The sequence below is a fragment of the Fibrobacter sp. genome (assembly GCF_045601785.1).
GTDB lineage: Bacteria > Fibrobacterota > Fibrobacteria > Fibrobacterales > Fibrobacteraceae > Fibrobacter.
The window spans coordinates 214,692-226,525 of record NZ_JAZSAF010000086.1 but is presented as its reverse complement, the minus strand read 5'-3'; the positions used below and the strand labels follow the sequence as shown (position 1 = coordinate 226,525).

Sequence of the window (11,834 nt, the reverse complement as noted above, 5' to 3'; positions counted from 1 at the left end):
GTTACCGAAGTGTTAGTTGCAAGCCGAGGTCTCAGACGAGGGCACTCGTAAAAAAGTCTGAAAAAAAATAAGTGCTGACGAAAACTACGCACTCGCTGCCTAATTAGCGGCAACGCCGGGCCTCATTCCGCTCCCATCGGGGTGAAAGTTCGGACGCAATATGGGATAGGATTCTCGCATGCCTGGGGCTAGAGTCCGAGATTCACTAGGCTGGTCAAAGTCCGCGCCGACCTTCTTGGGCGTAGATCAGACGAGACCTTAAATACGAAGGGAAAGCTTGTAGGAACGTGCATGGACGTGATTTTGGACAGGGGTTCGACTCCCCTCACCTCCATTGACCCGTAGGGGTCCGCTCGGCGGGCCCCTACTTGCTTTTTTAAAGTGCGCTCCAGTTGAATATCCAGCTTGTCATTTCGACTGTTCCCTTGAATTCACTCGGGAAAGTTTCTCCATCCTTCGTGGCAATCCAGGTCATCTGCTTATCGCCGGTCACGCCGTAACCGGCGTCAAAATCACTGGCGATGGTCCTACCGTCAGTAGAGACGTTCATTTCGCCTTCTGCATTGGATGTCGTCAACAAGGCCCCGTTCGGAAATGAAATCGTAAACCCGGCACCCCCCAAGGAAGGACTCGAGGGATTTGCCTCCCCAGAGGGAAGAATCGCAGCAGAAGCTTCTTGCGGCGTACAGCCCATTGTGCACCCGAAGAACGGGTCGTTCGACTGGGCCCAGACAATTTTCAATGTTGTCATGCCCAACATGTCTGCGACACACTCCATGGCTATATTCACCGTAAAGCTGTTTGCGGTCCAGTTTTCGGAGTCTTCGGGCTTGGTCCTGTATTCAAAGCGACCCATATACGACCCCGCATACGGAGTCGTCTTGTACGAACCCGTTTCGGTCATACAACTGTTCGAAACTTTCGGCGGCGATACGGAAGATTCCTGCTCCTTTTCTTTCGATACCGATTCAAATTCCTGAAGATCGAGGTAAAAGATGGCGTTACTTTTTTCAAGCCAGAAAAAATGTCCTTCCATCGCGACCAGGCTCCCAGACTGGGAAAGCAACGAAGCCATGGCCGTACCGCTATATTTCGTCAACTGCGTCTGGCGACCATCATCCAACGAATAGCGGTAGAAATATCCGTCGGGCGACTGGAAAAACAGTTGATTGCCATAAGAAGCCAGCCTGTAGTTGTTCAGGGCAAACAAAGACGACGACTGGATCACCTTTTTCTCTCCCGTTCTCTTGGATACGCAAGAAATGCTTGTACCGTTGATGCACACGTAATCATCGGTCGCCTGAAGGTCGGTCGGAGACCCCAGTCCGTCGGCAAAAGTTCTCAATTCCGGACGTTCTCCATGCTTCCAGTCAATGCCGTTTAGGTCTACACTCACGACGGTGCCATTGGGAGAGTCCCAGGCAACGGATGCATAAAGCACGTTATCGGATACAATAAGGTCCGAAAAAGCAGAATAGGCGTTATCCTGGTTATAGACCCTGTCGACAAGCTCTATCGGGGCTGCAGACATGTCGACATAACCCTTTTCCAAGGGGAACACCTTAATGGAACTACCGTCCTTATAGTAAACACCATCGGCATTCACGGCAACTGCAGATCGCCCGCCCAAAGAACTGATCCATTGGACAAGCGTATCTACCTTAATGAGCGGATTTTCTTCACTATCCTTGTTCCAAAGATTGGCGACCATCAACTTATCACCCACAATAAAGGCTACAACGCCTCCGTCATAGGCTGCGATAGCCGTCAGCGTATCGTTCGTTGCAAGGCTGAACGAATTTTTCTCAAAATCATAGGTACCAAACCAGCCTATCGTAACATTATCTTCGCCTTGAATCGTATAGACAACATCCCCTCCCATGGGAACTGCATATACCAAGTCCCCGTCAGAGATTATCTGCCTGGTTCCTTCTGGAGAAACGCTCGATGCGCTATTCGCATCGTCAGAACAAGCAGCAAGCCCCAGAAGGGCGACCGAGCAAGCCAAAACACCGATTATCTTATGCATATCATGCTCCTATCGATACCTTCTGAAATCTATACTAAAAATTTAAACAATTCCCCCAAAAAGGCCCTTTTTTCGTTTTAATGTAAAATAATGAAATTTTGTGCAGTGAACCTATTGACAATTGCCCAATTGTGCATTATATTTGTATATGTAAATTGCAAAAAGCGAGGCTACACATGGACAATCTCAAAAAATTCGACGGATTTGACGGCGCTGACAACTCCAAGCGCAAGGAACTGACCAGCCGCCAAGAAGAAATCCTGGAATACATCAAGAAATATTCCAAAGAAAACCGCATGCCGCCCACGGTGCGCGAAATCGGCAACCATTTCGAGATTACATCGACAAACGGCGTTCGTTCCATCCTCGCCGCTCTCATCAAGAAGGGCTACATCATCCGCTCCCCCAGGCTCAGCCGCGGTATCGAGGTGATCGACAGCAATAACGAAAATGCCGCCGAAGCCCCGAGCAATACCATCGAAATTCCCATTGTCGGCCGCGTGGCCGCCGGCACGCCGATTCTTGCCGTGCAGAACCTCGAAGGCACCGTTACGATCGACCGCGACTTCCTCGCCTGCCGCTCCGACGTCTTCGCGCTCCGCGTCAAGGGCGATTCCATGATCAACGCCGGCATCCTCGACGGAGACCTGATCTTCGCCCGTCAGCAGAAAACCGCCGACCGCGGCGAAATCATCGTGGCACAGGTCGACAACGAAGCGACGGTCAAGTACTATCACCCCGCCGCAGACCACATCGAGCTGCGACCGGCAAACCCGCGCTACCGCCCCATCATCGTCAAGAAAGACAAGAACTTCTCGATTGCCGGTAAGCTCATCGGCGTGATGCGCAAAGTAAACTAGCCTCTAGCAGGGCTTATTATTCCATTTCAACGCAAAACCGCTGCGGTTTTCTAATGAAGGACCGCAATCGATTTTATGCTCGAAAACCTTGCTTTTTATTTCTTAACAAGGCGCATAACGCCTTGTTTATTGTATTCAGGGGCATCCTTCGGGAATGGGCTCTTGGCTTCTTGGCGCAGCACGTATCGCTCGCCTTCTCCACAATTGATCTCGGAGCCTGACTTCGCAGGAACTCCGTCGCCAAACAAGCTATCCGCAGAAAGCAGCAATGCCTGCTGCGGGTTTTCGACAGTCGTCGCAACGCACAGGTCCGGCAGCATGAATGTAGCAAGGCCAAGCGTGTAGAGCGTCTCGCCCGCTTCTACAAAGTTGATCCACGGGTCCATCGGATACTCTCCGTCGTCGAGTTCTTCGCGGAAACCGTCGGCAGTCCAGGCGGCACCGCTCTGCTGCATGTAAACGCCAAGCGCCCCTGCGCAGAACAGCTTGAGGATCGCCATGTTCACCTGCGAGACTTCGTCGATATTCTTGACTTCGCCAACCAAGAACAGCAACGACTTGTGCGCATCGATGGCAGCCGCCAATTCCGCAGGGATATCCTGATGTTCCTTGAAGATTTCGGCAAGTCCGTCCACATGTTCCTTGCGGACAACCTTGAAAGAGACGCTACAGCCAGGGACAATGACCGACGCGGCATCCGCGGCAAGCGTGACGGTCTCGGAGATGGCGATAGGTTCGCCGACTTCCTTATTCAACGGGAACGCAAGAATGAATTGTGGCATATGGATTATGGGTAATGGATGGTGGATGATGGATAATTAAGAATCAGAGAGCAAGTGACTTACAGCGTTTTTTAGAAGCTCATTGTCTTTCGGTTTCGGCAAAGCAACATTCCCCCTTTCGCTAATCGTAGCAAGCAGGGTTTCTGTCGTAAATTTAGATTCATCAATCGTCGCTGCATAACCTTCGAAGGCAAGATCGCGTCCCAGAATCACCTGTTCGTACTGTCCCGGCGTCGGCACAAAGATGCACTTCGCCCCGAGCACCGCCATGTCCATCACGGAGCTGTAGCCGCCACGGGACACGACCCACTGGGCACTCTTCACGACTGCAGCAAAGCGCGCGTCGTCGAGATGCGTATAAAAGTCGATGTTTTTCTCGGTCCATGACTTGATGCCCTGCAAGGGCTTTCCCAGAATAACCGCATGGTGTCCAGGAATCTTTTCAAGGGTAGAGCGCAACAGCGCTTCAAAGCGGCTACGGGCTGGTTCCACCCCAGAAATCACCGCCACGAAACGATACGGTCCGCAGTCATCTGCAGCGGTACCAGACAGTGGCCGCACGGATTCTACTTCGAATCGCGACAGGGCTCCGACAAACCGGAGTGGCACAGGCGACTTATTGACATGAGAAAGCGAGCCCGCATATCCGGGAGACTCGGGCATGTCCGGCACCCAGACCTCGTCGAAGTGCTTCATCACCGAGGCGTGCCACAGCATTCCTAGCGGTTCAAAAGCTGACAATAGCGGCGGGAACGCGATGCGGCGCTGGTGGGTCATGTAGGCAGACTTCGCCTTGCGGCTATAGAAACCGAAGCGGTTGTCCGACACCAGTACATCGTAATGGAAGCGCGAGACCATTTCCTCGGCGAAACGATGCTCGAACTTGATGACGCGATTCAGGTGCGCCCCGTTTTTCAAGAGCCACAGCCCCATGTTGTAGCCGTGCTTGGGGTAGACGATGTTGTAGGACGGCGCCAGGTGCTGCCGAAGTTCCGGGAAAAATCCACGCAGAAGCCCCGCATTCGAGCGCACCACGGCTAGTTCCACTTCGGCCCCCTGATTCAGGAACTCGCGGATGACGGGCACGCAACGAGTTGCATGCCCTAGTCCCCAGTCAAGTGGTGCGACCAGGACTTTCAACGAGAAGCCTCCAGCCAGGCGTTCGCCCAGTCGCCATGGTCACAGTCCTTGTCCTTCTTGTCGCCTTCGTCGAGTCGAAGTTCAAGTTCTCTTACTCCAGAGACATCTATGTCAAGCAATTGTTTTTCGGTCGGGTACATCCGCTTACTGCGGAAAAGTTCGCGGCCATCGCCTTTCACGATGAACGCAGCGCCATCGCCGCAGGCACTTTCGTCGTCAAGACCAATGGTCACGTGCAGTTTCGCAAAATTGCGCGGAAGGTTGTAGCGCACAAACGACGGGGCATGGGATCCTATTCCGTACCGGAACACTTCCTTGTCCAAGGTGAGCTTGCGGTGTTCCACAGTTTCGTCCTTCTGTGGGTTTCCCCACGCCTGATCGAAGGCCACCATTTCCATCTTAGATAGCAACTGAACTTCGGGTGTTTCCACAAAGAAATCCTTCACCAAGCGAAGCGTGTCGGCATCGGGCATCAGGCATTCAAACGCAGCTCGGTTCATACCCGCAAGGATTTTTGACGAATCCAGCGACAGCGTATCGGATTCCTGCGAAAGCATCAGTTCTTCCTGCAATTCGCCATTCAGCATGTAATTACAAGTGATCGTTTCCGGGAAACGCTTGTTCACCACAATGGAGCTGTCGGCCACGTCGCCCACAAAGAAATTCTGCAGGTAGGTCGACACCCCCTTCTTCGCCGTAATCTTGTAGATAGCAAGGGGGTAACCGAACAGCTTGGGCTCTATCAGCACGCGCTCGCTCTTGTAGTCCTTCAGAATTTCGTCAACCTGATCTGTCGTCTTGAAGCCCACCACGCGGGACTTGCGGTTCAGTTCTCCGTAGCCGTCCTGGCCGCGGACCATGTAAATGTTGCCACCGGAGAGGTGCTGCCACTTGGCAAAGGTCTCATTGTCCCAGCCCATAAAGGTGCGCTCGCTAAAGGAGCTGTGCCTCGACGCAAGCATCTGCCAAGGTCTTGCGTAGATGAAAATGGAATTCTCGGGATAATTTTCGAGAGCCTTGTCCAGGTAGTCCTCTTCGCCAAGCAGCTTGTTCCTGTAATAAAGCATGTTGTGCCGATAGCTGTCGCCATGGTAGACCATGAGTCCCACTGACAGTGCCGCAGACAAGGCAAGAACGATCATCCCCGCCGCTTCGTACTTCATCTTGGTCGCAAATGTAAGCGCATCGGTTAGCCCTAGCGCCATGATCAAAGCAAACAGCGGGAGCGCCACCAACACATAGCGCTGGTTGATATCGATGGTGAATGTTCCCGACACATTCAACAGAATCACAAAAATCTGCACGCAGAAGGTGATACCCAGAAGGGCTCCACGCCAGTAGCGTCTAGAATAAATCAGGCGGAACAGGAGCCAAGCCGTAGAAACCAGAAGGATAACGGTGAACGTCGTATAGAACGGGTTCTGCATGATGCCGCCGAAGGACGAATCGCCCTCCAGATTCAACATAATCTCGATGTTGGTTTTCAGGTTGAACCAGAGATTTTCGAGCGAATGAGCCGCATGCTCGCCGCCCTGGAAATCGTAGCCGCGGTAGGCGGCCATCGTGTTCACCGACGGCCAACTCACGGCGATGACCGAGGCCACGAACAACGGAAGCCTATGCGGCTTTTCCAGGAAATACTTGTAGTAGTAAAGCGCGAACGGAATGAACGCAAAGACGGTCTCCTGACGCGTCTGGGCAAAGAAGCCGAGCAAAGGCACAGTCAAGAGGAAATGTTTCCAGTTCACCTTGCTTGCCGGCACAAACGCATACCACGCCATGAGTACAGAGAGCAAGAAGACATAAAGGACTTCAGTCGATGCCGACCGCGCCTGCATCAGGTAGATGGGCATCCCCCCCAGGAACGCCGTCGCCGCAAGCGCCGCCCATTCATTCTTGAACCACTTGGAAAGGGCAAAGAAGAAGAACAGCAGGCTAAGCAGGTAGAACGGGTAGTTGACCAAGAGCGCCGTGTCGCGCCCCGGTTCCATAAAGTTGAACACAAGTGAATAGACGAACCCGAGCGCTTTGCCCTTGAAGTTGTTCACTTCGGTCTTGCAATCGAGCACCCCGTCCTTCCAGATGCCTTCGTTGCAGATGCCGCCCGTATGTTCGTAATACATCTGGAGTCCCATGGACTCCCAGCTGGTCTCGTCACTCAGGACGCGGTGCGTATTGCTGATATTTCCGAACATGAAAATCGAAAACACAAGCGCAATCCCCGCAAAAGCGCAAATGCTTTTGCCCGAAGGCCTGAAATCCTTCATATTCCGCAAAATCACCGGCAGGTTTACTGCGAAACCGACAATCAAAAGAACAAACGTTGAAAGGATGGCGTAGTAGCCCCAGTCAATATCCCACCGCCTGGCGTACGAGACCGTCAGATTGTTGAAAATTAGGAAGGCACCCACCAGAACGGCAAGCGTAATACCCAAAACAGTCAAAAGCCTGCGCCAATCGCCCAGGCGTTCAAGAACCTTCTTCATGCCGTCAAATGTAGTTAATCGCTACGAATCGCTAGAGGATGTCGATATATTTTTCCACGAATTCATCGAAGGGAAGCGGCTTGGAGTAATAAAATCCCTGCAGATTCTTCACCTTGAAACGCAGCAGGAATTCGCGCATTTCGGGAGTTTCGATACCTTCTGCCGTCACCGACGAAGAGAACGAATCCGCAAGTTCCGAGATAAACCGCACCGTCTTCTGGTCGGAACTGTTCTGTTCGATGTTCATCACAAAGCTGCGGTCGATTTTCACCGTCGTCACCGGAAGTTCGCGAAGGACTCCAATCGAGCTGAAACCCGTGCCGAAATCATCCAGTGCGATTTTGATGCCATGACTGCGGAGTTTCGTAAAAATTTCCTTAAGGAGATCCATGTCCAAAAGGCGGCAGCGTTCCGTGATTTCCAGACACAGGTTCTGCGGCGGATAGTTGACTTCGTCAAGAATCGAAAGGACATCGTGTACAAAGTCGCTTTTCTCGAGCTGCGTATAGGACAAATTAACATTCACGACAAAGCCAGGATAACGCTGCAAGAACTTCTTGCTATCCAAGAGAGCCTTTCGGAGGATCCACTTGCCAAGTTCTGGGAACAGGTTGTCCTGCTCCAGCACATCCACAAACTGTACCGGAGATACAACACCATATTCATCGTTCTTCCAGCGGATAAGCGCCTCTGCGCCGATAACATATTCGCTATTAGCGTCGACAATCGGCTGGTAGCACAAGAAGAACCCTTCGCAGTCCTTCACGATACTGTTGCGAATGACATTCACCCTTTCAATGGCAAAGCGTTTGTCGTCGCTCACATTGTTCTTGAGTACAAACAGTTCGCCCAAGTGGCTGTTCTTGGACTCGTAGTAGGCAAAGCGCAGGCATGAGTACACCGTTTCTGCCGGGACATCGAGCCGATCCAAGTTGATGGCTCCTGCCACAAACGAAAGCACAACACGGTGGCCCTCAACCACAAAGTCATGAATAGCATTGTACTGGATGCGCTTGTAAAGATTCTTGAAATCGCCCATGGTTGCCTTGTTACATACAATGGCAAACTTGGTGCCGTCCATACGATACCAGGTTCCCATGCCATAGGCTTCCGTCTTGATCATGGCTGCAAATTCCTGCAACACGCGGTTTCCAAAAGTATAGCCGTAGATTTCGTTCAGGTGCGAAAAATCGTTGATTCCCAGAAGCATAATCTGGATGCTTTCGCCTTTCCACCGCGCAGAGCGCAGGTCTTCCAAGAAACCGTACAGACTTCTCAAGTTAGAAACATCATCAAAGTAGCTCAAGGAATCGTTGTTCTTTACGGTGCCGCCAAAATAGTCGGGATTTCCGTTTTCATCGCGAACGAGAACGCCGCGGCAAGTGCACACGATATAGGAGCCGTCCTTCGTTTTCATACGATACTGCAGGTTGTGTTCAGCTTTCTTGCCACTAAAAACATCCGTGATATCAGCCAAATAGGCGGCGCGGTCATCCGGATGGACGCGTTCCATCCAGTGATCCTTTGTATTTTCCAGGTACTCCGATGGAAGCCCAAAATATTCAACAGCCTCTTTGGACCATCGAGTCACATCGGACTTAGCATCGGTCACATAGGTATAGGCCCCATTCGACAAAATGGAAAACGCATCGAATAAAGAATCCAATTTCTGTTTATTAAACTGTTCCATAGACACGCCTCTTATAGAACAACCACACGGTTTTTGCCTTCATCCTTGGCCCTATACAAGGCCTGGTCAACCCTTACGCAGGCTTCATCAGAAGATTCTCCCGCCCTGATCTCGGTAACACCGACACTCATCGAACGGTTGCCAGCCTTTTCAAAGGACAGTTCGTTAAAAGCCCTGCAGACTTTGTTGGCAAAATCAATGGCCGACTCAATTGGCACTCCCTGCAGAAGCACCATAAATTCCTCGCCACCCCAACGGCCAACCGGCGTTTTCACGTTAAGAAGGTCCTGAGTCAAATTGGCATCGACCCCACAGGAAGACAGGGTTTCACTTGTTTCGAACACTTCAGAAGCTCTTACATCGCTCACGGATATGCCAGAAAGTCCAGTTTCATCGAGAACCTTGCGTATCACATAAGAAACGCCCTTGATGACATTGTCGCCTTCCTTATGCCCATAGTTGTCGTTAATTTGTTTAAAATTGTCGATGTCAATCATCGCAAGGCAACCAGGAATCTTTTCCGCAACGCTCTTGTTGATTCTACGCTGAATCTCACCGCGGTTGAACAAGCTGGACAGCGGATCGGTAATGGCCATCAGTGCGAGCTTTTCATTCGCCTCGGCAAGTTCCTGGGTCGCAGCATCAATGAAAGTCGCGAGTCGGTTGATCATCGAGACCTTGCCCGAAAAAGACTCCTGCGCCATTTCAAGTTCAAAGGAGTCCCCTCCCCGGCCTTCGCGCATCGAGGCTATCACCAGCGTCACATTGTGCTGGTTCACAAATCCACCCGTTCTCAAGAACTCGCTCGATGTGTAAAAGCCCGAAGTAGACGCAAGGCTCTGTAGCGGGAGCGTCTCGTTGCTGATTTCGTCCTTGCCCCAGAAGGTTCTTCTCGCAGCACAGGAGAACACCTTGATGATTTCGGGATTGAATTCACCGATCTTTCGGCCTACCTGACGCACACTCGCAAGGATTGTCCACGGATCGCCATAGGCAAGGCGCGCCTTCACGTTCTCGTCGATGTCGGACGTCATCACCAGGGAGCCGTCATCATTGCAAGAAATGGGTGCACGCAAGATATTGATGCCGTTATGCTTGTAGAAGAACGGGAACTCCAGTGTGTTGTAGAAGAAGTCTTCGTCCTTCATGATGTTCAGATAGCGGAAGTAGGCATCGTAAGCGGGCTTTCCGTCCAGCTCATAGAGCAGCGCCCCTTTAGCACGAGTCACCAGGAACTCGCGGCCCAGCGGCTTCCAGCCGGCGACATGCGTGGTATAGATGTTAAAGTCTTCGCCGCCAATCAGAAGGAAGATGACGCCCTGTTCCGAATAGCCCTTGACATTGGAAAACACACAGGCGTCGTTGCGCATCAGATCGGGATTGAACGCTCCCCCGCCAAAGATGGCAATCGACGGGTCGACATCCGTAAACGCCTCGCAGAACGGAGTCATCGACATTCCACGAATCGTAAGCTGTATTTCGACTGCCTTGACCCACGGATTTGCCTTGACTTCCTTTTTCACTTCTTCGACGACATCCAATGCCGTCTCGGAATTCAGGGTGTACTGCAACAATTTGATTTTTGTGGTCGGGTACTCAAATATCGTGCAGACAATTGAAATGGACGCACTGGACAGGCGTCCTTCGATGATGTTTCCATTCGTAGAGCAGCCCATGCAAATGGCATCCGGAAAGCTCTGAGACACGACATCACAGACTAGGTCGATTTGCCCACGATCCAGGGAATCAGAATAAATCTGGAACACCACATGCGAAATAACCTTGGAGCGACACCAAAGATTGATCTTGTCGAGATCCCTTTTCAGCGACGTAATACTGTGATAATCGAACTGGAACTGTTTCATTGCTATGGCATCTCTACATTTAACACTATATAGTCAAGATACCATAAAGTTCCCCCTATTGTATAAAAAAAATGACGCAGGATATTCCAACTTGGAATATTGGCGCACAAAACGCAGTTAAATCACGAATTTTTGGATAATTTCGGCAATTCCGCCGTGGTTGTTGTCCGCTTTTGTGACATAGTCGGCCACCGATTTAGCCACATCGGAAGCGTTCGCCATGGCAATTCCTACACCTGCGGCCTCGATCATGGGGCAGTCGTTTTCTTCGTCGCCCACGGCGATGGTATCCGAAAGCGGGACCTTGTAAAAATCGGCCATAAAGCGCACCGCGTCTCCCTTGTTGGACTGCATGTGCGAAAATTCGAGCATTTCGGGCTTGCTGAACACGTCAAAGAGCTTGCCCGCGGTGGTCTTGCGCATCTCGGCGCGGAAATTGAGCAGGCTATCGTGATTAAACGGCGTAATGATATTCACCTTGATGGGAGGCTTTACCACCACATTGATGAAATCACCGTAGTAGTCGCGAATATCCTTGACAACCACGTAGTCCATCTTCATCAGCCGGCAATATGTCTTGAGCTGTTCGGTTTCGTATTCCGAGACAACGAGGTCGCCCGAGTACGTGTGCGCGTGCATGCCCGCCTTGTGGGCCGCATCCATAATGAATTTGACCGATTCTACCGGAATGTAGCGAGTCAAAATGGACTGTTCGGTGGCGTAATCGTAAATAAGCCCGCCGTTGAAACTCACCAGGAAAAAGCCCGGCTTGTCGAAGCCGTACTTTTGCGCCAATTGCTTTGCGCTCGTAAGCGGACGCCCAGTGCAGAGCACCAGCTTGTGCCCGCGTGCAAGCAGCCCCTCGATAGCCTTCATGTCTACATCGAGGATGGTCTTGTCGTCGGTCAGGAGCGTGCCGTCAAGGTCTGTGAAAAGGAGTTTCATAGCTTGAAATATAGAAATGTTTGCTATATTCCCAACT

At 51.5% G+C, this 11,834-nt stretch carries 8 protein-coding genes and 1 other RNA gene; 2 read left to right on the top strand and 7 right to left on the bottom strand.

The window, feature by feature from the left end:
- Positions 1 to 337, top strand: a transfer-messenger RNA (tmRNA) gene (ssrA, locus tag ACKI61_RS14955); the annotation flags it as partial.
- A 39-nt stretch (positions 338 to 376) separates the two neighbouring features.
- Here the strand turns inward: ssrA and ACKI61_RS14950 are convergent.
- Complete coding sequence (locus tag ACKI61_RS14950) at positions 377 to 2,029, bottom strand: hypothetical protein (RefSeq protein WP_407458456.1); 1,653 nt, start codon at positions 2,027 to 2,029, stop codon at positions 377 to 379.
- A gap of 176 nt (positions 2,030 to 2,205) precedes the next feature.
- Between ACKI61_RS14950 and lexA the strand changes: the two genes are divergently transcribed.
- Complete coding sequence (gene lexA, locus ACKI61_RS14945; RefSeq protein ID WP_407458455.1) at positions 2,206 to 2,889, top strand: transcriptional repressor LexA; 684 nt, start codon at positions 2,206 to 2,208, stop codon at positions 2,887 to 2,889.
- A gap of 95 nt (positions 2,890 to 2,984) precedes the next feature.
- Here the strand turns inward: lexA and ACKI61_RS14940 are convergent, their stop codons facing one another.
- From ACKI61_RS14940 to ACKI61_RS14915, 6 genes are all read right to left on the bottom strand, one after another.
- The gene (locus tag ACKI61_RS14940; protein WP_407458454.1) at positions 2,985 to 3,671 is read right to left on the bottom strand and encodes a hypothetical protein; all 687 of its coding nucleotides are present in this window, start codon (positions 3,669 to 3,671) and stop codon (positions 2,985 to 2,987) included.
- Positions 3,672 to 3,707: 36 nt separating this feature from the next.
- The gene (locus ACKI61_RS14935) at positions 3,708 to 4,811 is read right to left on the bottom strand and encodes a glycosyltransferase (RefSeq protein WP_407458453.1); all 1,104 of its coding nucleotides are present in this window, start codon (positions 4,809 to 4,811) and stop codon (positions 3,708 to 3,710) included.
- Positions 4,808 to 7,297: an NPCBM/NEW2 domain-containing protein gene (locus ACKI61_RS14930; protein WP_407458452.1), complete on the bottom strand. Its 2,490-nt coding sequence runs from the start codon at positions 7,295 to 7,297 to the stop codon at positions 4,808 to 4,810. Before ACKI61_RS14930 ends, ACKI61_RS14935 begins: the two co-directional genes overlap by 4 nt.
- A 31-nt stretch (positions 7,298 to 7,328) precedes the next feature.
- On the bottom strand, positions 7,329 to 8,987 hold the full coding sequence (locus ACKI61_RS14925; protein WP_407458451.1) for an EAL domain-containing protein: 1,659 nt from the start codon (positions 8,985 to 8,987) through the stop codon (positions 7,329 to 7,331).
- 11 nt (positions 8,988 to 8,998) lie between these two features.
- Positions 8,999 to 10,852 (bottom strand): diguanylate cyclase, encoded by a 1,854-nt coding sequence (locus ACKI61_RS14920; RefSeq protein ID WP_407458450.1) that lies wholly within the window; start codon positions 10,850 to 10,852, stop codon positions 8,999 to 9,001.
- A gap of 117 nt (positions 10,853 to 10,969) precedes the next feature.
- Positions 10,970 to 11,797 (bottom strand): HAD family hydrolase, encoded by an 828-nt coding sequence (locus ACKI61_RS14915; RefSeq protein ID WP_407458449.1) that lies wholly within the window; start codon positions 11,795 to 11,797, stop codon positions 10,970 to 10,972.
- Between the last annotated feature and the right edge of the window lie 37 nt (positions 11,798 to 11,834).

Excerpts from the sequence above, each read along its gene's own strand:
- ACKI61_RS14930 (WP_407458452.1), bottom strand. The coding sequence starts at position 7,297 with ATGAAGAAGGTTCTTGAACGCCTGGGCGATTGGCGCAGGCTTTTGACT.
- ACKI61_RS14915 (WP_407458449.1), bottom strand. The coding sequence starts at position 11,797 with ATGAAACTCCTTTTCACAGACCTTGACGGCACGCTCCTGACCGACGAC.
- ACKI61_RS14940 (WP_407458454.1), bottom strand. The coding sequence starts at position 3,671 with ATGCCACAATTCATTCTTGCGTTCCCGTTGAATAAGGAAGTCGGCGAA.
- lexA (WP_407458455.1), top strand. The coding sequence starts at position 2,206 with ATGGACAATCTCAAAAAATTCGACGGATTTGACGGCGCTGACAACTCC.
- ACKI61_RS14950 (WP_407458456.1), bottom strand. The coding sequence starts at position 2,029 with ATGCATAAGATAATCGGTGTTTTGGCTTGCTCGGTCGCCCTTCTGGGG.
- ACKI61_RS14920 (WP_407458450.1), bottom strand. The coding sequence starts at position 10,852 with ATGAAACAGTTCCAGTTCGATTATCACAGTATTACGTCGCTGAAAAGG.
- ACKI61_RS14925 (WP_407458451.1), bottom strand. The coding sequence starts at position 8,987 with ATGGAACAGTTTAATAAACAGAAATTGGATTCTTTATTCGATGCGTTT.